At 37.1% G+C, this 23,547-nt stretch carries 18 protein-coding genes; 10 read left to right on the forward strand and 8 right to left on the reverse strand.

Annotation, left to right across the window (positions count from 1 at the left end; all coding sequences use genetic code 11):
• Window positions 1–54 precede the first annotated feature (54 nt).
• On the forward strand, window positions 55–1,446 hold the full coding sequence (locus L2B55_RS06550; RefSeq protein ID WP_237849757.1) for a TlpA family protein disulfide reductase: 1,392 nt from the start codon (window positions 55–57) through the stop codon (window positions 1,444–1,446).
• A 254-nt stretch (window positions 1,447–1,700) separates the two neighbouring features.
• On the opposite strand, the gene L2B55_RS06555 is transcribed toward L2B55_RS06550, so the two are convergent.
• Entirely contained in the window at window positions 1,701–3,197 is a 1,497-nt protein-coding gene (locus tag L2B55_RS06555; RefSeq protein ID WP_237849758.1) for a TlpA family protein disulfide reductase, read from the reverse strand.
• A gap of 364 nt (window positions 3,198–3,561) precedes the next feature.
• On the opposite strand from L2B55_RS06555, the gene L2B55_RS06560 reads away from it, so the two are divergent.
• The 8 genes from L2B55_RS06560 to L2B55_RS06595 all read left to right on the forward strand — a co-directional run bounded on the left by L2B55_RS06560 (window position 3,562) and on the right by L2B55_RS06595 (window position 15,575).
• Complete coding sequence (locus L2B55_RS06560; protein WP_237849759.1) at window positions 3,562–3,840, forward strand: hypothetical protein; 279 nt, start codon at window positions 3,562–3,564, stop codon at window positions 3,838–3,840.
• Between the two features lie 186 nt (window positions 3,841–4,026).
• On the forward strand, window positions 4,027–7,584 hold the full coding sequence (gene dnaE / locus L2B55_RS06565) for a DNA polymerase III subunit alpha (protein WP_237849760.1): 3,558 nt from the start codon (window positions 4,027–4,029) through the stop codon (window positions 7,582–7,584).
• A gap of 146 nt (window positions 7,585–7,730) precedes the next feature.
• Window positions 7,731–8,393, forward strand: a complete 663-nt coding sequence (locus L2B55_RS06570) for an autotransporter outer membrane beta-barrel domain-containing protein (RefSeq protein WP_237849761.1) — start codon at window positions 7,731–7,733, stop codon at window positions 8,391–8,393.
• A gap of 201 nt (window positions 8,394–8,594) precedes the next feature.
• Window positions 8,595–8,768, forward strand: coding sequence for a hypothetical protein (locus L2B55_RS06575; protein ID WP_237849762.1), 174 nt, complete (start codon window positions 8,595–8,597; stop codon window positions 8,766–8,768).
• Between the two features lie 238 nt (window positions 8,769–9,006).
• A complete protein-coding gene (locus tag L2B55_RS06580; RefSeq protein ID WP_237849763.1) occupies window positions 9,007–11,658 on the forward strand; it encodes a glycoside hydrolase family 2 protein in 2,652 nt (883 codons plus the stop codon).
• 11 nt (window positions 11,659–11,669) lie between these two features.
• Window positions 11,670–14,039, forward strand: a complete 2,370-nt coding sequence (locus L2B55_RS06585) for a glycoside hydrolase family 3 N-terminal domain-containing protein (RefSeq protein ID WP_237849764.1) — start codon at window positions 11,670–11,672, stop codon at window positions 14,037–14,039.
• Window positions 14,040–14,210: 171 nt separating this feature from the next.
• Entirely contained in the window at window positions 14,211–14,531 is a 321-nt protein-coding gene (gene trxA / locus L2B55_RS06590; RefSeq protein WP_103787890.1) for a thioredoxin, read from the forward strand.
• A gap of 141 nt (window positions 14,532–14,672) precedes the next feature.
• Window positions 14,673–15,575 carry a DUF58 domain-containing protein gene (locus tag L2B55_RS06595; protein ID WP_237849765.1) on the forward strand — a complete coding sequence of 301 codons (903 nt, stop codon included), beginning with the start codon at window positions 14,673–14,675 and terminating at the stop codon, window positions 15,573–15,575.
• A 47-nt stretch (window positions 15,576–15,622) separates the two neighbouring features.
• Here L2B55_RS06595 and L2B55_RS06600 read toward each other — a convergent pair whose 3' ends face one another.
• The 5 genes from L2B55_RS06600 to L2B55_RS06620 all read right to left on the reverse strand — a co-directional run bounded on the left by L2B55_RS06600 (window position 15,623) and on the right by L2B55_RS06620 (window position 21,321).
• Window positions 15,623–15,895: a hypothetical protein gene (locus tag L2B55_RS06600; RefSeq protein WP_237849766.1), complete on the reverse strand. Its 273-nt coding sequence runs from the start codon at window positions 15,893–15,895 to the stop codon at window positions 15,623–15,625.
• Window positions 15,896–15,984: 89 nt separating this feature from the next.
• Window positions 15,985–17,307 carry a sensor histidine kinase gene (locus L2B55_RS06605; protein WP_237849767.1) on the reverse strand — a complete coding sequence of 441 codons (1,323 nt, stop codon included), beginning with the start codon at window positions 17,305–17,307 and terminating at the stop codon, window positions 15,985–15,987.
• A gap of 37 nt (window positions 17,308–17,344) precedes the next feature.
• Window positions 17,345–18,022 (reverse strand): response regulator transcription factor, encoded by a 678-nt coding sequence (locus L2B55_RS06610; RefSeq protein ID WP_237849768.1) that lies wholly within the window; start codon window positions 18,020–18,022, stop codon window positions 17,345–17,347.
• A 73-nt stretch (window positions 18,023–18,095) separates the two neighbouring features.
• Window positions 18,096–19,283, reverse strand: coding sequence for an aspartate aminotransferase family protein (locus L2B55_RS06615; protein WP_237849769.1), 1,188 nt, complete (start codon window positions 19,281–19,283; stop codon window positions 18,096–18,098).
• Between the two features lie 133 nt (window positions 19,284–19,416).
• Complete coding sequence (locus tag L2B55_RS06620; protein WP_237849770.1) at window positions 19,417–21,321, reverse strand: SPFH domain-containing protein; 1,905 nt, start codon at window positions 21,319–21,321, stop codon at window positions 19,417–19,419.
• A 174-nt stretch (window positions 21,322–21,495) separates the two neighbouring features.
• On the opposite strand from L2B55_RS06620, the gene L2B55_RS06625 reads away from it, so the two are divergent.
• Complete coding sequence (locus L2B55_RS06625) at window positions 21,496–22,395, forward strand: magnesium transporter CorA family protein (RefSeq protein ID WP_237849771.1); 900 nt, start codon at window positions 21,496–21,498, stop codon at window positions 22,393–22,395.
• Here the strand turns inward: L2B55_RS06625 and L2B55_RS06630 are convergent.
• Together L2B55_RS06630 and L2B55_RS06635 are read right to left on the reverse strand one after the other, a co-directional pair.
• A complete protein-coding gene (locus L2B55_RS06630; RefSeq protein WP_237849772.1) occupies window positions 22,392–22,856 on the reverse strand; it encodes a hypothetical protein in 465 nt (154 codons plus the stop codon). The genes L2B55_RS06625 and L2B55_RS06630 overlap by 4 nt on opposite strands.
• Window positions 22,857–22,860: 4 nt before the next feature.
• On the reverse strand, window positions 22,861–23,538 hold the full coding sequence (locus L2B55_RS06635; RefSeq protein ID WP_237849773.1) for a hypothetical protein: 678 nt from the start codon (window positions 23,536–23,538) through the stop codon (window positions 22,861–22,863).
• Window positions 23,539–23,547: the final 9 nt, after the last annotated feature.

The following is a 23,547-nucleotide window of genomic DNA, read 5'->3' on the forward strand; positions in this document are numbered from 1 at the left end:
ATTACTTATTGGTAATTAGTGTAAATTTAACACTTATCTATAAAATAAATATCAATGAAAAAAAACATCTTTTTAACCTTTTTTGTGCTTATTAGTTTTGCATCCCTGGGTCAGCAAAAATCTGTTATTACAGGGAAAATTACCAACCCACAAGCTGGGATTTCTGAAATAAAATTCAAATACCTTTATGATTTTCGAAATTTTCGGAAGAATGCGGATGCGAAAATTTACAAAGTAGATGAGAAAGGAAATTTTAAAATTGAAGAAAACCTTTCCGAACTAGTATTTGTGCAATTTGAATATGGAGATTGGGGTAATACTTTACTGTTAGAGCCAGGCGCTAATGCAACAATGTCATTTGATTCAAAATCTAAAGATAAGGACAAATTATACAAAATTAATGGTAGAGGAGCAGTAGGTTGCCAATTTTTAGAAGCTATTTTTTATTCTGATACTACCATAAGTAAATCCAAAGATTTTAGTAAAGCTTTTACAAAAATCGACGAATTGGGAAAACAAGCCCAGGAAGGATTAAATACTAAGTATTCAAAAGTGCTTTCTTCTGCCGCCATTACTCATTTGAAAGAAGAGCTTTATTATTTTACTTATCTCACCAAGTTGCAATTAATAACAAAAGACAGGGAAAATATTAACCAGATTTATAGCGGAAAGGCTCCAGAATATGTTGTTGAGTTCATTAAGGACCTTCCCTTTAAAGATGCCAAACTTAATAACTTTGGATTTTACCTTCTTTATAACAATGGATTACATTTGAGATTTGCATTGGAGCAAGAAGATTATAATGTTAGGCAGTATAATGTTATTAATAAAGTGCTTCCACCTGTATTAGCAGAAAAGGAATCTGTTAGTGTAATTAATCGACTAATTGAAAATGGAGATTTCCTAATTGCTGACAAACTTATCAAGGATTTAAGTCAACGATTCCCAGCATCTGATAATCAAAAATCATTTGATGAAAAAATTGCCGAAACAAAAAAATTGTTGTTCAACCTTGCTCCCGGCAAAAATGCACCAGCATTTATTTTGAAAAACTTGAATGGCAAGGAAGTTTCATTAAGCGATTTTAAAGATAAAGTTATATACCTTGATTTTTGGGCAAGCTGGTGTGGGCCATGCAGAGGGGAAATGCCTTATGCTAAAAGAATCAAAGAAAAATATAAGGACAATAAGGATGTTGTATTTCTTTATGTTTCTATAGATGAAAAGGAAGATGCTTGGAAAAAAGGTATTGAGGAAAATAAGATTGAGGGCGTTCATTTAATTAGCAATGGATTTTTCAGTGATGTTCCTAAGAAATACATGGTGAATGGTATACCCCGGTACTATTTGATTGGAAAAGGCGGAGAGATTATCTCAAATGAAGCACCTCGCCCAAGCTCTGAAGAGCAGTTGACGACGATGATAGATAAAGCCCTTAAGAATTAAATTTTTGGTAGATTTTTATTTGAGGCGTCCTAAAATAAGTTGATAGTTTTTCAACACTAAAAACAGTCCTTGTTAATTATTGGCAAGGACTGTTTGTTTATGCACCTTTTCCAGAGTCTGAGCTCCGCTCGAGCAGGAGGTGGGTGAGTTGTGAATTTGTAAGGTTTAGTATAATATGCCGGTTGGAGGCCTGAATTAATTTATAGTTTGACGCCTCACTGAGATGAGACTTCAAACTAGTAGTGGAATGAATGTTATAAATGCTTTGAAATTTGTTCAAACAATAATTCTTTTTGGCTAGGTCGATAGGCTTTTTTTTCGGCAATATTCCCTTGTTTATCTATAATTATATAAGTGGGTACACTGTAACCATTGCCATCCCAAATAAGCTTATTGATATCATTTTGTAACTCTTTATTCGCTCTAACATGAGTGCCCTCTAACTCATAGTATTTAATCATTTCTTTCCATCGCGTATCGTATTTGTCTTCATCAATGGAAATATACAGCATGGTAACATCCTTTTCATTCAGGAATTTCTTCAATTCTTTAGTGTATTGGAATTCAGCTTTGCATGGTCCACACCATGTGGCCCAGGTGTCAATTAAAATAGTTTTGCCTTTAAATTGATCAGTAAGCTCTTTTAGTGTGTTTATTTGGCTATACTTTGATCCAATTTTCTCGCCGCTTGCATATTTGGCTTTTGCTTTGATTTGAAAAGCAATAACATCCTCTATTAATGGTTGAATTAAAGGAGCGTATTTGCTGTAGGGGAATTGTCTTTTGAAATCGTTAAATAATTCAATTAATGCCGATTGGTAAAGTTTGCTATTGGCATCTGAATAAATTATATTGGCTAGAGCATACTCTGCAGCGTGGTCTTTAAATTCAGAATTAATAGTGTTTCCGATTCTTTTTAAATCGTCATTTTCACGTTCACTAGGCGGGTTCTGACCTGATTTTTTAATTAGATAATGCTTATATTTTACCAGATAGGTATAATAATAATCAAACACCCAAAGCATTTGAGTGGCGCTAAAGCTGTTTGGTGGGTATAGTTGATAGGTTTTGTGCCACAAAGCTTCAAAATCAGAAGGTAAGGAACTTTGATAAAGCTTATGGTTTTTAGGTAATTCCTGTTTTCTAAATTGATGTACTATTGCATAAGCGGTAATCCCAGCAAAGTAATAATTAGTTGATATTTTTAAATAGTTAAAAAAAGTGGTATCTATTTGAAATTGATTAAATAGTTTTTCTTCCTCAGCAAAGGTGCTTAAACGTCTGCGATTGATTTTTTCTTCCACATCAACAGCAGCGCTATCAGTCAAGTATTGATAGCCTTCATACATTATGGGAGATACGTACCTTCCTTTAGGCAAGAAGTTCTCTGTTAAAAAATGTTGTCCGGTGGCGTTACTGCCTTCGAATTGCCAAGGATTGGTTTTATTAGCGGTATCCAAACTTATTTTTATTGAGTTGCCTTTTTGTACATACAAGAAGGCTTTTTTGTCCAATACCTTTATTGTTATCGGGCCGGTTTCATCTTCTTTAAGTGGAATTGATAAGGTTCCCGAATTTGAGATTTTTGCATGTCTTTCGTTGCCCGCAAAATAATTATGATTAATAGGTATGCTTATAGTTACATCATCGTTTTTAGCATTTCTGACATTCAATTCAATTGTTGCGATTTGCGCATGTGCTACTGTATACGCACAGGTAAACAATATAAAACTCAGTAGGAGTTGTCTCATAAAAAATATTAGGTTATAAATAAATGTATCCTGTAAATTGTAAGTATCAGAAAATAAAGATGTTTGGTATTTATTGAAGCGCTAATTTTTTCCTCTATCTATAAGAAATTTTCGTTATTTATTCATACGATTGAGATTAGATGTTAAAAAATGTTTTCCTTTTGAAATTGATGTGGAATGAATATAATTAACCACAGGTTAAATGCAAAATTATTTAAGTAATAATTAATAATAATTAGTTAAAATACAGATTTATGACTTCAACTCTTTGTCCGGCCTAAGAAACAATTACTCGCACAGGTTTGTTGGTAATGAAAGTCAGTCCTTATCCCTGAAATCTGGATAAACACTAAAAACGAGGATTATGGAAGCGATTCAAAAATTAGAACTGATGGATAAAATCCTTCGGGAAATGGAGGATTTGAAAAATAGTGAGGCGGCCGTGGTTCAAAAAATTGCGAAGATGGATATCGATAATATGACTTTGAGCGACAAAGAGCTTGACGACAAGTTAATCGATGTGCATACAGAAGCCGCAAACTTGGTTGATCATATAACGGAAGTTCAAATCGAGTTCGAAATGAAACGAAACAGGTTTGAAATTGAATATCATCCTACAACTCCTAAGTCGGAAGGCAAATAAGAAGGAACGGATAACATATGGGCGAGCGGTTGATGCCCGCTAACTGAAACAGGTTTTCAACAACCTCTTAACAATTCCGGCTTTTCATTACCTTTGAAATTCCTTTATTTTAGATATTGTTAATTTTCAATAGGTTGATAGTCTAGGTTTTAGGCTTTTAATTATTGATCAAGGACTCTCAAAGAAATGCCTGAATTCAGTCACCTGCACGTACATACTCAGTTTTCCCTGCTCGATGGAGCTGCGGATATCTCCAAGCTTTTTAAAAAGGCGGCCAATGACGGCATGCGCGCTCTTGCCATTACCGACCATGGTAACATGTTCGGCGTGTTCAAGTTCGTTGCCGAAGCCGGTAAGCATGATAACAAGGTAAAACCGATTGTTGGTTGTGAGTTCTATGTAGTGGCCGATCGTCATGAAAAGAAGTTTTCCAAAGAGAAAAAAGATAAGCGCTATCACCAGTTGTTCCTTGCCAAAAACGCCAATGGCTATAAGAATCTTACCAAGCTTTGTTCGTATGGATACATGGAGGGGTTATACAGTAAGTGGCCTCGTATTGATAAGGAATTGATTTTAAAATATCATGAAGACCTTATTGCTACTACCTGTTGTATTGGGGCTTCGGTTCCGCAGGCCATTTTAAATGAGGGCGAAGAAGCAGCAGAAAAGGAATTTAAATGGTGGTTGGATATTTTCGGTGAAGATTATTATATCGAACTGCAGCGCCATAATCTGCCCGAACAAGTAAAAGTGAACGAAGTGCTTCTTCGCTTTGCTAAAAAATACAATGTAAAGGTGATTGCATCCAATGATTCGCACTATGTGGATCAGGCAGATGCCAATGCCCATGATATTTTGCTGTGTATTAACACCGGTGATATTCAGTCGACTCCAATTGCAACGGATGAGGAAGGTGGTAAAGGTTATCGTTTTGGTTTCCCTAACGACCAGTTCTTCTTCAAAACTCAGGCAGAGATGAATGCCTTGTTTCATGACATTCCGGAAGCAATTGATAATACCAATGAGATTGTCGATAAGGTTGACCTGCTGAAACTAAAGCAAGACATTTTGCTTCCGAACTTCCCAATTCCACCGGGCTTTGTCGATCAGATGCAATATCTGGAGCATATTACCTGGGAAGGAGCAAGGGCACGGTATGGAGATGACCTGACACCGGATAAGGAAGAACGTATCAATTTTGAGCTGCATACCATTCGTACAATGGGATTTGCCGGTTACTTCCTTATCGTATCCGATTTCATTAAGGCCGGACGCGATATGGGCGTATTCATTGGTCCGGGCCGTGGTTCAGCTGCGGGTTCAGCCGTGGCTTATTGTATCGGTATCACCAATATTGACCCGATTAAATACAATCTCCTGTTTGAGCGTTTCCTGAATCCCGATCGTAAGTCAATGCCCGATATTGATACGGACTTCGACGACGAGGGCCGTCAGCGCGTGATTGATTATGTGGTTGATAAATATGGCAAGACACAGGTAGCACAAATCATTACCTACGGCTCCATGGCCGCCAAGATGAGTATCAAAGACGTGGCTCGTGCCTTGGATTTACCTTTGCCCGATTCGAATGCCATGGCCAAACTCGTACCTGATAAGCCTGGTATTTCTTTGGATAGGGTGATGAACGCCCCTATCGATGGGGATAAATCACTGAAAGATAAAGAGGGACTTGGTCCTGAAGATATAGAGAACGTGAAGCAGCTTCGCGAAATTCGTGAAGGATCTGATCTTCGTTCTAAAGTAATTAAGGAAGCCCTGATTTTGGAGGGTTCTATCCGCGGAACAGGTATCCACGCAGCGGGTATCATCATTGCCCCAGAAGATTTAACGAATATCGTTCCCGTAGCAGTAGCCAAAGATTCTGATCTGTTGGTTACGCAGTACGAGGGAAAGGTAATTGAAGATGCCGGCGTAATCAAGATGGACTTTTTGGGTTTGAAGACCCTTACCATTATCCGTGATGCGTTGCGTATGATCAAGGAAAATCATGGAGTAGAATTCGATATTGATTATATCCCGTTGGATGATCAGAAGACCTTTGAGCTTTACCAACGTGGCGAAACCAATGGTACGTTCCAGTTTGAGAGTCCGGGTATGCAGAAATACCTGAAAGATCTGGTGCCCGATAAGTTCGAAGACTTGATTGCCATGAACGCCCTGTATCGTCCGGGACCGATCGAGTACATTCCCGACTTTATTGAGCGTAAACATGGACGTAAAGCGGTAGAATATGACTTGGCCGACATGGAGGAATACCTCTTCGATACCTATGGGATTACCGTTTATCAGGAGCAGGTGATGTTGCTTTCGCAGAAACTTGCCAACTTTACCAAAGGTGATGCCGACGTGCTGCGTAAAGCGATGGGTAAAAAAGACCGTAAAACGTTGGATAAACTGAAACCGCAGTTTATTGATAATGCCAAAGAAAAAGGGCATGATGCCAAAGTGTTAGAAAAAGTTTGGACTGACTGGGAGGCCTTTGCATCTTACGCGTTCAATAAATCGCACTCCACCTGCTATGCATTCGTTGCCTATCAAACTGCTTACTTAAAAGCGCATTATCCGGCTGAATATATGGCTTCGGTATTAACTCATACCAAAGGACAGATTGATAAGATCACTTTCTTCATGGAAGAGTGTAAACGTATCGGTGTGCCAGTTTTGGGTCCTGATGTGAATGAAAGTGCGCTTCACTTTACTGCAACTAAGAAAGGGCAGATTCGTTTCGGTTTGTCGGGTATTAAAGGTTTGGGTGAAGCGGCCATTGAGAGTTTGGTGACCGAACGTAAAGAGAATGGTCCTTATGAATCGGTTTATGATTTTGCCAGAAGAGTGAATTTACGTGCGGTTAATAAGAAATCATGGGAGAATTTAGTGTATTCAGGAGCTTTCGATTGCTATGGAGAGTACCATCGTGCACAATACTTTGGTGTAAACATTTCGGATCGATTAAATGGTATTGAACGCCTGGTGAAATACGGAAACGATTTCGTTGCCAACCAAAACAGCGCTCAGAACTCATTGTTTGGAGGGACGGCGGATGCCCATGTGCCGGAACCACCACTTCCGGATTCGGAAGAGTGGAGTTTGTTGCAGAAGTTGAGTTTCGAGAAAGAGGTTGTTGGAATGTACATTTCCGGCCATCCTTTGGATGATTATAAGCTGGAAATTGAGAATTTCTGTAATTCTCAGATAATTGATTTAGCAACTCCAAAACCAGGAACATTGGTAGTGGCAGGTATTATTACTTCGGCTGAAGAGCGTTTAACCAAACATGGAAAACCATTTGGCGGATTCACTTTCGAAGATTATTCGGGTAGTCATCGGATGATTATGTTTTCAGAGGATTATCTAAAAAATAAACACTTCTTCCAGTCGGGACTATTGGTATTTGTTCGAGGCTCGTTTAAACCTCGTTTCGGTCAGGCTGATAATTTAGAGTTCAAGGTGGAAAGCATACAATTACTGTCGGAAATACGGGAGAAAATGGCAAAGAATGTTACTCTATCGTTTCCACTGCATGAACTTACGTTAGAATTTATTGATAATCTGGAAGCATTATGTAAAGCTAATCCGGGTAATTGTAAACTAAAGTTGAATGTGATTGATGCACTTGAACGGATTGTGTTAGATCTTCCTTCAAAATCGATAAAAGTAGATCCAAATAACAATTTCATGAGTGAGATTGGAAAGTTTAAGAATGTAAACTTTAGTTTGAATTAGTCTTTTGAATTTTAAAAATAATGGCCTCAGTATTAAAATATTGAGGCTTTTTTGATGTTTACATCTTTTTTGTTACTAAATCTTTACTTTGAATTAATTACTTAAATGAATATTTGATAATTAATTATTAAATAACGTAATCAAAAATGAAACATCTATTTGCTATTGTTGTCCTAGTTGCAACATCTATTGCGGCTAATGCACAAATTAATAAAGGGAATCAATCGATTGGGCTTAGTTTTAGTTCTAGGAATAGTAATTACACTGTAAGTGGAGTTAATGTATACACGAGTGATCAAAGTAATTTTTCAGTTAACATTGACTATGCTTATTTTATAAAAGATAAGGTTTCATTGGGACTATTTGCAGGTTTTGGTAAGAATGATGCTAGGTACGATAATTCAAGTAATGGCACCGATCAAAATAGTAAGAATTATACCGCAGGTGTCTTTGGTAAGCAATACTTTATGTTCGGAAATAAATTTGGTGCATTTGGGGCCGCAAACTTATCAACAACGATTGCTAAAAGTCATAATTACGATGCTAATGCATCACTGCTCCTAAGTAATTATAAATATTTTAATGTTGGTCTTGGTTTGCAAGGTGGTATAGCATTCTTTCCATTTAAACGATTAAGCTGTGAGGCCGGAATTGGGGCTGTAAATATAGGATATTCAAAAAATAAATCTTTTAATTCAAATGATGAGTTAGATTCTGACAGTTCAGTTTCTTTATTTGATTTCTCTTTTGCAAAATCACTTGATAATATAATGTTTACCCTTCGATACCACTTTGGTTTCAAGAAGTAATTATGTTAATTAAATTTCTTCAGTTATTGCTTAAAGTTTAAAACGTAAACTTTAGTTTGAACTAGCTACTGCAGAAGGAATGCTTAATTACTCCCGTATTTATTCAACAATAACAACTAATACAACATCAAAGAGTAATGTATTTGCAGCCAAAATAGCTGGAAATCTGGTTTTTTTCCAACAAGCCGCTTTAAGATTCGTTTGAATTTATTTGATGTAGGTTATTCTTATATAAAGCCGGTAGAGTACAAGATCTCTCAAGCAACTGAAATTGTTAATGGTAACCTATCTTCTTATGGTAGAGGATTTAATTCTAATTTCCTGGATAAATTCAGTATTGGTGTTGGTTTTCATTTTGGTGGGGTAAAGAAATAATTAACAAATTGATTAATTTATCGAAGGCTGTCTCATAAAGGGGTAGCCTTTATTTTTGGTATTTTAACCCGGGAGAATGTTATTAGATTGAATGTATTGTTGTAATATTTACAATACTTGCTAAATCGTTTTAGTAAAATTGTATTTTTAGCGTAAAATCTATAATGGTTTACGAATAATTGTAATGAACTTAATGGTACAACATAATTATTCGTCCAAACCTTTTACAAGCATAAACATGAAGAAAAGATTAGGCTTATTAATTGTAGTTTTACTCTCCATTACTCCCAGGTTAACAGCTCAAAATAGGTACGAACTGAATTCGGGTTGGGTTTGCGCACCAAAGACTTTAGTTAAGGATGCCGGGACGGTTATTTCATCGCTTCCATATTCCTTACAATCATGGAAACCTGCAGTTGTTCCAGGTACCGTTTTAACCACAATGCTGGCAAACAAAGAAATCCCAGATCCTTTTTGGGGGATGAATAATAAGAAGATACCTGATATTTATCAAACTGGAAGAGATTATTACACATATTGGTTCGCTAAAGATTTCAAGGAAATTATTCCATCAGGAAATAGTCAAGTATGGCTTACATTTAGAGGTATTAACTACAGCTGTGATATTTTCTTAAATGGGAAAAAAGTAAATGCTTCACCTTTTGCGGGAATGTTCCTCAGAAAGTCCTTTAATATTACTTCTCTCTTATCAAAATCCGGAAATAACCGTTTGGTGGTAATTGTGTATCCTCCTGATCCAGTAGGTAATCCCAATGGTGGACAGGGTGGGGATGGGACCATAGCCCGAAATGTATCTCATCAATATGTTGCCGGCTGGGACTGGATACAACCTATACGCGATCGAAATACAGGTATTTGGGATAAGGTTTATATCGAACAAACTGGAGCTGTTAATGTCAATGATCCGCATGTGGTAACATTGGTTCCTGGAAAAAGAAAAACCACCGGGAGGCAGGCTCCTGCACAGCTTAAAGTATCGGCTGATTTACACAATGCCACTAATAAAGCAATACAGGGTGTTTTACGCTATAATTTTGACGGTAAGACTATATCTAAAGCAGTATTACTAAAGGCCAATTCTGTTTTAACGGTAAATTTACCAGTGCTGACAATCAATACTCCTCGTTTATGGTGGCCAGCAGGTTATGGAGATCAACCTCTTTACAAAATTAACCTTGAATTTGTGGAAAATGGAACTGTTGTTACAGATGCAGAAACTGTTTCGTTTGGGATTAGGGAAATACAGACTGAATGGAATGAAAGAACTAGAAGTAAGCAGGTATTGGTTAATGGACAGAAGATATTTATTAAAGGTGGAAACTGGATTATATCTGACGCAATGCTGAGATTTTCTAAAGAACGGTATGATGCTGAAGTGCGTTTTCACAGAGACATGAATTTAAACCTGATCAGGATATGGGGAGGAGCACTGGTGGAACGACCGGAGTTCTACGAAGCTTGTGATAAATACGGGTTGCTGGTATTTCAGGATTTCTGGATTTCAGGAGATTGTAACGGAAGATGGATAGACCCTATGAAATTGGAGGATCAGTGGACACGAAGGAAATATCCGGACGATCATAAGTTGTTTCTTGAGTCAGCTGCTGATATGATTAAAATGGTGCGCAATCATCCATCGCTTGCCATGTGGTGTGGAGGAAATGAAATGACTCCACCCGAAGATATCTTAGTTGCGTTAAGGGACTCTATTTTGCCGGCTTTGGATGGTACCCGATGGTTTGTTGAATATTCCAATGCCGATGAGATGTCGTACAATTCAATAGGCGGAAATGGCGATGGCCCGTATGGAATTCAAAAGATCAGTACTTTTTGGGAGCAGCAAACTTATCCTTTCAATAGTGAAGTTGGGTCAGTGGGAATAGGTGATTACGAATCTCTTGAACGATTTATTCCCAAGGAAAATATGATTGTGCCTTTTTTACAGCCAGGAATGAAACCAGCTGAATTGACAGATTCTGTATGGACTTATCATAAATATTCAGGGGTGGGGTACGGCCAATTTATAGAGCCCTATGGTAAGCCGAAAGACATTGAAGATTTTGCCCTAAAAGCACAACTGGTAAATTATGATCAGTATAGGGGGTTAATTGAAGGCTTTAGTTCAAAGATGTGGGATTGGTATACCGGAGTTATTATTTGGAAAACCCAAAATCCATGGACTGCCATGAGAGGGCAGATGTACGATTATTATCTTGATCCCAATGCCTGTTTATACGGTTTAAGGTCAGGAAGTGAGCTTTTGCACATCATGTGTAATCCGGTGGATGGAATGGTGATGGTGGTTAATAATGGTGTCGAAGCACAGCGGAATCTGATGCTAGAGGTTAAGGTAATTGACATGGAGGGAAAAGAGAAGCTTCTTACGCAGGTGTTTTCAAATATTGATGCATCAAGTGTAAAGAAATATCTTTCAATAAAAAAAGAAGTTGATGTGGTAGCAAAAGATAAAGGAGCATTTTTATCATTAAGGTTACTTGATGAAAATAAAAAAGTACTGAGTGATAATTTTTACTGGCTGCCTGATTCTCAAGGGAAGTATTCGGGTTTGCAAGAAATGAAAAGTGCAGATCTTCAATTAAAAGTTCGGAAATTATCTCCGGGTACAGTGGAGGTAACTTTGAAGAATCCAGAAGGGGGAAGGATAGCATTCTTTAACAGATTGTCTGTAGTTGATAAACAAACATCAAAAAGAATCCTTCCTGTGTTTTACTCAGATAACTACCTGTCGGTTTTGCCGGGTGCTGAAAAGAAAGTGGTTATAGAATTTGAACCGAACCCAAATCAAGCGGCTCCTCTAATTAAACTGCAAGGATGGAATGTTGCAGAAAAAAATGTTGCAATTGAGTAATAAGACTTTATATGAATTTTAGAAGTACTTTTCTTTTACTGTTGGTTTTGTGTTTTGCCACTCTGACCTATGCTCAGAATCCTTTGTATAAAGATGCCAGCGCTCCGATTAATAGCCGGATAAGCGACCTACTTGGTAGAATGACTACCGAAGAAAAGGTGGGGCAATTATCAACGTTGTTAGGTTGGGATATGTATTTAAAAAATGGGAAACAGGTTGTAGTCAGTGATTTGTTTAAGAAATCTGTAGCCGAACAACATATCGGAATGCTTTGGGCTACATTAAGGGCCGATCCTTGGACGAAGAAAACATTGTTATCAGGATTGAATCCTACACTGGCGGCCAGGGCTACTAGTGAATTACAACGGTACGTGATCAATAATACCCGGTTAGGAATTCCATTGTTACTTGCTGAAGAGTGCCCGCATGGGCATATGGCCATAGGAACAACAGTTTTTCCAACGGCTATTGGTCAGGCAAGTACTTGGGACCCTGAATTAATTGAACAAATGGCCGCTGTTATTGCTTCCGAAGCAAGGTCTCAAGGTGCACACATAGGGTATGGGCCTATTTTGGATCTTGCGAGGGAGCCTCGTTGGTCAAGATTGGAAGAGACTTATGGGGAAGATACTTACCTGAATTCAGTAATGGGCAAAGCAATGGTAAAAGGGTTTCAGGGAAATAATCTTAAGAGTGGGAAAAATATTGCCTCGACACTTAAGCATTTTGTTGCCTATGGCAATCCGGATGGTGGCCATAATGGAGGTAGCAACGCAGTAGGGCAGCGTGAACTGTTTCAGTTTTATTTACCTCCTTTTGAGGCTGCAGTTAAGACAGGAGCTAGGTCGGTTATGACGGCATATAATTCTGTGGATGGAATACCATGTACAGGAGATGCATATCTGCTTAAATCAATTCTTCGAGATCATTGGGGGTTTAAAGGTTTTACGGTTTCGGATCTTGGTAGCATATCAGGTCTTTATAGCAATCATGCTGTGGTAGCCTCAAAAGAAGATGCCGCAACACTGGCAATAAACTCAGGTTTGGATTCGGATTTGGGTGGTTACGGATATGGTGAGGCTTTACTTAAAGCATTTAAACAAGGAAAAGTGTCTCAGGTCGTACTTGATTCGGCTGTTTCCCGGGTCCTTCGACTGAAATTTGAAATGGGTTTATTTGAACAACCATTTGTTGATCAAAACAATGCTTCAAAATTGGTAGGGTCAACTCAAAATACCCAGTTGGCTAACCTGGTAGCTAAGAAATCGATTATCTTACTTAAGAATGAAAAACAACTTTTGCCCCTTAGCAAAAACCTAAAGAAAATAGCAGTTATTGGTCCTAATGCTGATAATATTTACAATCAGTTAGGCGATTATACGGCTCCTCAACCAGATGAACGAATCGTTACTGTTCTTGAAGGAATAAAGAATAAGGTAGGGAAAGGTATGGAGGTTAATTACATAAAGGGGTGCAATATTCGTGATACAACAGAACAATCAATTGCTCAAGCCGTAGAGGTGGCCAAAAAATCAGAAGTAGCCATATTAGTGCTAGGAGGGTCAAGCGCGCGCGATTTTAAAACAGAGTATCAAAATACCGGAGCTGCTCTTGTTTCTGAGAAAACCATTAGTGATATGGAAAGTGGGGAAGGGTTTGATCGCTCAACACTTGATTTGATGGGATATCAGTTGAAACTTTTACAAGAAGTGGTAAAAACCGGGACACCTGTGGTGTTGGTACTTATTAAAGGCCGTCCTCTTAATCTTAACTGGCCTGCGGCAAATGTTCCGGCTATAGTAGATGCATGGTACCCTGGGCAAGAAGGTGGAAATGCTATCGCAGATGTATTATTTGGTGATTTTAACCCAGCAGGTCGCTTGACTGTTTCGGTGCCGAAATCGGTAGGACAGCTCCCAGTGTATTACAATCATAAGAAACCTTCTCCTCATGGCTATGTCGAAATAGATGAGAAACCATTGTATCCTTTTGGGTTTGGTTTGAGTTATACTTCATTTGCTTATCAGGACTTGAAGGTTAAAGTTTCGGAAACGGGGTCTGATATAAATGTTGAGACAGAATTTAAGCTTACCAATACGGGTAAATTTGATGGAGACGAGGTGGTTCAGTTGTACATAAGAGATAATGTAAGCTCTGTAGTTACAGCTGTTAAACAATTGAAGAGATTTAAACGAGTTCACTTAAAAGCTGGAGAAGAAAAAGTGGTGAAGTTATCCCTAGTAGGTGAGGATTTAGCTCTTTTTGATCAAACAATGAGAAAAGTCGTAGAGCCAGGCCAGTTCACACTAATGGTGGGTTCTTCATCAAAAGATATTAAGCTCCAGGAAGTAATTACTGTTTCCAAAGAAATTGCCTGGTAAATAAATTTGGAAAGGAATGAAGATTTGGCAGTTTGTCAGTTGATTTTTGAATTGTCAGTAACTTAAGTAGTATAAACCGACAAGTAATTCTGTCAGAATAAAATCATAAAGTTGGAGTTGGAACAATTATTGACTCAATCTGTTATATTTGCAAACGTAAATTTTTAAAATATGGCTTTAGTAATAACCGACGCAAACTTCGAAGAAGTTGTATTGAAATCAGATAAACCTGTATTAGTTGATTTCTGGGCTGAGTGGTGTGGTCCATGCCGCATGGTGGGTCCTGTTGTTGAAGAACTGGCTAGCGAATACGAAGGCAAAGCTGTTATCGGAAAAGTAGATGTTGATAACAATCCTGAAGTATCAATGAAATTTGGTATTCGTAATATCCCAGCTTTATTGTTCTTTAAAAACGGTGAAATCGTTGATAAACAAATTGGTGCCGTTCCAAAATCAGTCTTAGCCGGTAAATTGGAAGCACAATTAGGATAAGCATATTAATACAATAGTTTCAAAATGGCCTTGGAATTTCCTAGGCCATTTTTATTTTTAGATAATAAGTTGATAAAAGTATATTTGATTTGATGAGGTAGTCTGAAAATCTCTCAATTTTTAAATCTCAGATTCATAGTTATGCTCGAAAATAAAGAAGAATTACAGCAACTCAATCTTGAATTATTAGCTAATCAGGTGGTAGAAGGATTTATTACCGGTTTGCACAAGAGTCCGTTTCATGGCTTTTCAGTTGAGTTTGCCGAGCATCGCTTATACAATAAAGGTGAATCGGTTAAAAATATTGATTGGAAGTTATTCGGTCGCACTGATCGGTTATTTACCAAGCGATTTGAAGAAGAAACCAATTTGCGCTGTCAGTTAGTAATAGATGCCTCCTCATCGATGTACTATCCGGATGGTTCAGTTAATAAGCTTCAATTCTCTGTTTATTGTGCAGCCTCATTAATCAATTTGTTAAAGCGTCAGCGCGATGCATTCGGATTAAGTGTTTTTGCTGAACAGGTACTATTGTCAACCCAGGCAAAATCTACCACACCTCATCAACGCTTTATTTATTTCGAATTAGAAAAATTGTTGAATGCCAAACCTGTAAAAAAAACTACGGCGTTAGTAAATGCACTTCATGAAATTGCTGAAAATATTCACAAACGTTCCATGGTGGTAATATTTAGTGATATGATGGAAAGCGCAGAAAATGAAGATGCTGTTTTCTCTGCTTTACAACACTTGAAACATAATAAGCATGAAGTGATTTTATTTAATGTAACAGATAAACGCCTCGAACAGGAGTTTAAATTTGATAACCGACCTTATGTTTTTGTTGATACAGAAAGTGGAGAGGAAGTAAAGGTGCAGCCTAGCCAGGTAAAAGAATCCTATCTAAAAGCTATGGCTGATTTTAAACAGACCTTGATGCTCAAATGTGCGCAATATCGGATAGATTATATAGATGCTGATATTAACGAAGGATTTTATCCTGTACTAAATGCTTATTTGGTTAAGCGAAACAGAATGATGTAAAAATCCTGACTTTCCAGGATTTTTGACTTTAACCGTCTACCAAAAATTTATTGTTTTTTCTGAGTTGCGTCAGTTTTTTTATTCTGAGTTGCGTCAGATTTCTTAGTCTGAGTTGCGTCAGATTTCTTATTCTGAGTTGCGTCAGGTTTCTTAGTTTCAGCTGACTTTGCTTTTTTTACTTCTTTTTTCTCACTGTGAGGTTTTGGAGCTGCTACTTTTTCTTTAGAAGTCGTTGCTTTTTCTGATTTTACAGGAGCGGTTTGAGCAAATACTCCGGTTGAGAAGGCTGCAATTGCAACCATTAACATTAATTTTTTCATTTTCTTTATTGTTTTAGTGGATTCAAGATCCATTTACCAAATGAAGATTTAATGAAGAAACTAAGGTTTTTTAAATTGATTTAATTGTTTTAAAGCCTTGGAAAGGTGAAGGTGATCCTTGTTCCCTTGTTAATTTGCGAATAAACGTTGATGTCTATTTTATGAAAGTTGGCTATGCTTTTTACTATAGCGAGTCCTAGTCCATGGCTTTCTTCTTCGTTTGTATTAAGTTTTTCAAACCGGTCGAATATATAAGGTAACCTTTCCTCATCAATACCCTTGCCTGTATCTGCAATGCTTAACTGATATTTTTCATCCACAATACTATCCGATATAGTAATTGTTCCCTGTTCAGCATTGTATTTAATTGCATTAGTTATTACGTTGAATAGCATCGTTCTGATAAGTGACTTGCTGCCGATGAAATGGTAGTTATACTTTAGATCTGCGTTGAAGTGTAATGATTTGTCATCCAATCGATCTTTTAATTCTTCACTTATTTCCTGAATTAATTTATTAACAACGATACTTTCATTAGGCTTAAATTGTTCATTCTCAATTTTTGAAATAAGCAACAGGCTGTTAACAATGTTTTTTAATTGGTATAATGTATTTAAAGAGGCGTAAATCTTGTTTTGAACTTCATCGCTTATACTGTTCTCATTTAATAAATTTTCAAAGCGACTTTTAAGTATTGAAATTGGTGTTAATAATTCATGTGATACATTGCCGATAAATTCTTTTTGCGTATGAAACGACTGTGAAATACTTGTAAGCATTTCTTTAAGCTGCTTGTCAAGATGTTTAAAGTCGGAGGTTGAAGTAGCTATTGGTTCGAAATTGAAATGAGAAGGATCATTAACATCTTGTAATCGTTTGTTTATTATTGCAGCAAGCGGTTTAAGCAGAAAACCGGTAAATAAAAAATCGGTAATCAGGGTAAGTAAAATAGCAACTAATAATACCACAAGTGTATAAGTACGGAGGGTTTGCTTAAATTGTTTAATGCTTGCAAGGCTCTCGCCAATTTCTAATTGATAATGACGCCTTTCAAAGTCGAAATTGTAAGTTAATATTCTGTAGTCGTTAGTTTGGTTTTCGATAATGCGTGACTCCGTAGAAAATATTCCTGTTCCGTCTTTTTGATTTCCAGAAGAAATTGTTTTTAATAAAATATATTCTTCTTTAAAAATATTATAGCTGGTAAAGTCGGTGTCTTGCTCCGAAATATATTCGGAGATTTCCTTTCCTGATAAGTTTTTAATGAACTGCTCTTTTTTCTGCAGTATTCGGGCATCTAAGTGACTATAAGCAACCTGTTCTGTACTGAAATTAAATAATAAAGCCAATGAAAGTATAATGGCTATTTTAGTCAATACATTATAGAGCGCAAATTTGGCTTGTAATCGCATTTTTAAGGGTAGATTTTAAAGTAATGACTTGCCAATTTTATTGCTTGATTTTATATCCTATACTTCTTACAGTTTCGAACCAATCTATAGGTGAATGCGCTTGTAATTTCTTTCTAAGGTTTTTAACATGTACATCCACGAAGTTCGAATCGCTGTTGATTTCCAAAATATCACCCCAAACATGTTCGGTAAGCTGTAAGCGAGAAATTACTCTGTTTTTGTTCAGCATTAGGAAATTAAGAATGTCAAATTCTTTTTTGGTAAGGTTTAGTTTTATATTATTAAAGCTTACTTCTCTGTTTTGAATATCAATGACGAAACCGTGCAAATCCACCTCGTTTTTCACAAGCCGATGTTTGCGTCGTAGGATGGCATACATACGAGAATGTAACTCTGAAAGGTCAAACGGTTTACTTAGGTAATCATCTGCACCTAAGTCAAGGCCTTTTATTTTATCTTCAGTTGCCCCTCTGGCAGTTAACACAATCACCGCGTCTTCGCGATTAGGTAATTGTCGGAATTCTTTTAATAGTTCCAAACCGTCTCCATCAGGCAGTCCCAAATCGAGTAAAATAAAGTCATAAGTGTTAACAAACAACTTTTGAACTGCCTCTTTTTTAGTATATGCCAAATCGCACAAAAAGCCTTCTTGCTTCAGAAATTTGGCTATTTCATCTGATAAGCTATAACGGTCTTCAAGAATCAAAACATTCATAAGAACCAAATTAAGATTTTGAAGTAATAAGTACTAAATGATTTTATCTTTAAGGTTTTTGCAGTGTTTGTTGTTAGATCGAAAATTCTATACTTTCCAAAATAATGCGGCAAGCCTCCTTAATTTGTTCTTCAGTTATGATAAGGGGAGGGGCTATGCGCATTGAGTTGCTGCAATGTAAAAACCAGTCGGTAAGTACCCCATTCTCAATACATTTATCAATTATTTTTTTGTTGATTTCGAAGTTTTCAAATTCAATGGTAAACATTAAACCCATCCCTCTGAAGTCTAGGATTGCAGGATGCTTTAGAAGACTTTTAAATAACTGATGTTTGGCTTCCACTTGTTCAATCAATTCGCTTTTTAATAAAGCTTCAAAACCGGCTAAGCCAGCGGCACAGCTTACCGGATGCCCGCCAAAAGTTGTAACATGGCCAAGGATTGGATCAGTTTTTAAGCTCGACATAATCTCTGATGATGAAACAAAAGCCCCAATTGGCATTCCTGCTCCTAAAGCTTTGGCCAATAACAATACATCAGGAATAATTCCAAAATGTTCAAAGGCAAACAGTTTGCCCGTTCGACCCATTCCGGCTTGTATCTCGTCTAAAATAAGTAACGTGCCCGTTTCGGTACAGCGTTTTCGTAAAGCTAGCATATATTCTTTAGAAGGAACACGCACACCGGCTTCTCCCTGAATAGTTTCAATTATTACACATGCTGTTTTTGGAGTGATTAAAGCTAAGTCGGGTAAGTGGTTGAAGTTAACGAAGCGAATGTCCGGCAATAATGGTCTGAACGCATACTTATAGTCTTCATTGCCCATTACACTCAATGCTCCGTTGGTACTACCATGGTAAGAATTTTTACAGGCAATAATTTCAGTGCGGCCCGTAAAGCGTTTGGCCAGTTTTAATGCACCTTCGGTCGCTTCAGCGCCTGAGTTAACAAAATAAACTGATTGTAATTGCTCGGGTAGGTGAGTTGCAAGTTTTTCAGCAAACAATGTTTGTGGGGCTTGAATATACTCACCATATACCATTTGATGCATGTATGTTTCGGCTTGTTTTTTAATGGCCTCAACTACTTCAGGATGACAATGTCCAATATTGCTAACTCCAATGCCGGAGATTAAATCGATTGAAGGTTTATTATCCTTATCGTATAGGTAAATCCCTTCTGCTCGCGTAAATTCTAGCATTAAGGGGAAATTGGTAGTTTGTGCGTTATATTGAAGAAATAACTGTCGTAATGGAATCATGTTGCAAAATTGGGGAATTTTTTACAGCCACGCACTTGGTTTATGTAATATTAAATAAAAACGAATGAATTGAATTCATAATTCAAAAAAAACGAGCCTGGATTTTAGTCCCGGCTCGATAAAGTATTATGAGTTAATCACGCTTATCTGTTTTAAACTTTATTTCAGGCTTAGCCTCACTACCTCCTTTTCGGGCCAATTCATCCATTAGTTTCAATCCCAATAATCCACTAATTGAACTATTAGTATTATCAACACCTCCAGAAATCAATATATCAGGAATAATTTTGATGCGGTCTTTGCCAATTGTTTCAGCGATCTTATATTGTGTAAAGTTATCGCCACCCATTGCGCTTACAGCCAGTTTGTATGATTCGGCTGATGACTTGCCGATTGCCAAAATTTTCTCTGCCTCTGCATTACCGGTTTTTGAGATCTTTTCCGCTTCGGCGGATGCAAGCATCTTTGTTTTTTCCGCTTCAGCACTTGCCAACACTTTTACCCGTTCTGCCTCAGCGGTAGATTGTAGTTTTACACTTGCTGCCTCGCCAGTTGCTTTTTCAACAGAAGCATCAGCGACGCGTTTTGCAATCAATACACCTTGATCTGCCTTCACAATGTCCTTTTGAATCTCTGCCAATGCAGTTTCTTTCTCCAAAAGCTGGCGAGTTTCTTGCGCTTGTTTCTGTGTTTCAAAAGTTACTTTTTGTTCTTCAGCAATTTTACGATCGGTTAAGGTTTTCATTAATGATTCTGGAGGAACAATATCACCGATCAATGTATCAACACCGTTTACGTTATATTGATCCAAAACTTGCCTGATGTGTTCTTTCGCTGATTGCTGACGCTCTTTACGAGTCCCCAGAAAAGCAATTACATCTGAATCTTGTGCCGAATTACGGAAATAGTTACCAATTGTAGGTTCTAAAACCTGACTAACAAGGTTAGTCATGTTACCAAATCGTGCAATTACTTTTGGTGCTTCGTTTGTTGGGATATGGATGATTTGTGAAACGTCCAAATTGAAAGGGAAGCCATCTTTTGAACGAACCGTTATGGTTGACAGGTTTTTATCTAATTGGTGCGATTCGCTTCTTGCACTTGCCCAATTTAATACAAGGTTGGTAGTAGGTACCAATTCAACACGCATGATGTAATTATTAATCGGATATTTTCCTGGTCCGTAAGCTTCGGCCCAAACCCCTTTATAGCCTTTTGCAACAATGTTTCCATGTTTAAACTCGCTTCCGCTTAAATCTTCTCCATCTTGTCCCACATAAGAAATAACTACACCTACATGTCCGATCGGGATTTCGGTCATTTTAGTTTCTTCGACTTGTGCAAACCATGGATTCAAATAATAAGAACCCGCCAACATTACCTGAGGCTGTAAGCCTTTATTTCCCCCAGCTTCTAAAAATGCATCAGCATTTTGGAACATGTTATGCCCATTAATTTCTTTACCGGCTATATTTCCCGGAGTTAATGATTCACCATCTAGTGTAGTTACAATACCAACCATGTTTTCGTTGATAACCGTCATGTCTGTAAACTGAATTTCGAAGAGGTTGGTGTTTATACGATAAATACCTGTTGTAATGAATTGTGATTGACGGCCTTTTCTTCCACCATTGACAAGGAACTTCTCTGCATCCTGAAAGGAATCACAGTCCACTTTTCGTCCAAGGATACGACCGCTTTCAAGTTCGGCACCGTCCTTAGCATTGATCAGCCCGATTTTTCCCTGAGGAATTACGGTAAGGCCTTCAAGTTTTATTTCATATTGCCATAGCCAGTAGCCGAAATGAATTCCCGGCGGTAAAGGTTTAGCCTGGAATCCAGCTTCACCTTTTGTGGCTATAATTCTTCCTTCTGGTAAATTTTTATTTGGTCCGAAAAGAACAAATTTCTTAGTTACTAATCCAATTTTGTCTTCCGGAACAAATACAATTCCGAAGAAAACTCTGAAGATCATTTTATAAAAAACGATCATAACGATGGGAATAAGCACCCACCAAAAGCTTAATAAATTGCTCATGTTTAAAGTATAAGATGATTAAGTTAAAATTGAGGTGATGAGGAGGTAGTTGACTACATTTTCGATTGCAATAATTTCTGAGCAATTTTAAGCAATTGAACAATAATGGCAATTGAAATTTGTTAACATTGTGTTAGGAATTGAGGGCCATTTTTCAATTGATTATTTTGCAATATGATTACTACTTTACAAGAGAAAGAAACAGCTGGATTTACTTGGATCGATGTAGAAAACCCAACTGCCGAAGAATTAAACGATATAGCCTTAAAATATAATTTACATTCTAGTTCCGTACAAGATTGCCTTGATCCTGAACATTTGCCAAAGTATGAGCAGATTGACGAGGTAGTATTTATTATTGCTAGGGTTTTTGATGACAATGCAAATGATAATGAATTGAGTATTAATTGGTTAACTCGTAAGGTGGCCATTTTCTCAGCTGATGGTCTTGTTATTACCATACATCGTTCTCCACAGCCATTTTTAATTAGTTTGCAAAAGAAATGTATTAAGATGAAAAAGGCCCCCGGAAGATTTCAATTGCTTGCCCTGATTATGGATGAAGTCCTCCTATCATATGAAAGTCCAATTAGGAGAATTGGTGAATTAATGGATTTTTATGAGGAGAGAATGTTCTTGAAAACCAAGTTGCCTAAACTCTTGCAGCACTTTTATCAGTTAAAACGAAAAGCAAATGTCTTAAAACGAACTATTTTTTTGTCCAAAGATATTCTTTATAAACTTTCAGAGAACCTTAAAGGGCCAATTATGCAGGATTTAAAGGATACTTATGTTGAAATAGAAACTAATCTCGATCAGCAGATTGATTCAGCCAACAATTTAATGAACGTTTACATCTCGTTATCTTCTCAACGCACAAATGAGGTTATGCGTGTGTTAACTATTTTTTCAGTGTTTTTTATGCCGCTTACCTTTATTGTAGGTGTATATGGTATGAATTTCGAGTTTATGCCTGAGCTTAAAGCACGATATGGTTACCTTTTAATTTGGTTGGTAATGATAGCGGTATCCATAGTCGTTTTCTTTTGGTTTAAACGAAAGCGGTGGCTTTAGTCTTGACCAGGTGTTTGCTCACTACGTAATCGTTTTAGTAATTCACGTTTAAATTGCTCTTGAGCCATATATAAAAGTGCGACTTTTTTTAACGGAATAACTTTCTTAAAGCGATCGTAATATTTTCGTTCAACATCAAGTTCTTTCTGTTTAATGGAAAAATCATTGAGAATTAAGTCCTCAATTTCTTTGTCGGAAAGAGTTTCAGCTTGCATGCGAGCAACAACCATTTTTTGACGACGCTCTTTTAAAAGTCTTTGCTTTTCTGCATCATATTCGTTGTAAACCGGCCAAAAAAGCTTGCCCTCTTCCACTGTTAACCCCACTTTTGTAGTAATTATGGAAACCTTAAGCGCTTCAATATCAGCTTTGCGTTGGTTAAAGTTTTGTGCTCTTAATATCGAAGGTATAGAAAGTAAAAAAACGAGAGATAAAATAGATACACCAAAAGTTTTCTTCATCTGATTATAATTCTTGCAATAAAAGTTCTTCGTCAATATTATTTAAAATATAGTTTTCGAGTTTACCCGTTTTTTCAGGTTCGGAAACTTCATTCGGTTTAGGCTTGTTTATCACTTCTTCAATCAGCATTGATTCGTCAAAATAGTTTAGATCGAAGTTATGATTGTCAATTTTTACAACATTGACAGAGCTATTCATTTGCCTGTCAATGCGGCTGGTTTGATAAACGTTATATCCAAACCAGGTACATAATAATGCAAAGCAAGCTGCCATGGTTAAACGATAAAATCGCTTAATAAACGTGTTGTTTGCATTTTTGAGTTCATTAAGTGCAATATCGGAGAAGATTTTTTCTTCTACTGTAGTAGATAATGTATCAAAGTACCCTTCTGGAATAGTAAATGGAAGATGATTATTTGGAGAAGGGATGGATAAATCTATTGAATCTTCTTCTGCTCCTAATTGAGTATGTATTTTTTTAGAAAGAGAACTGAAGTAGTTATCAGGTGTTATAAAAGGGTTTTTATTATCAAGACCCGGAATTGAAAGTGAGGGTTCTTCCTCAAGCCGAATTCTTTCCATAATACGTCCTTGTAAAGAATTAAAGTAATTCTCTGGTACTGTATATGGCGATGACTGCTCTGGTTTAGGGATAATATTTTCTAGATCGTTATTCTCCACCTCAAATCC

Source organism: Solitalea lacus, from assembly GCF_022014595.1.
Classification (GTDB): Bacteria; Bacteroidota; Bacteroidia; order Sphingobacteriales; family Sphingobacteriaceae; genus Solitalea; species Solitalea lacus.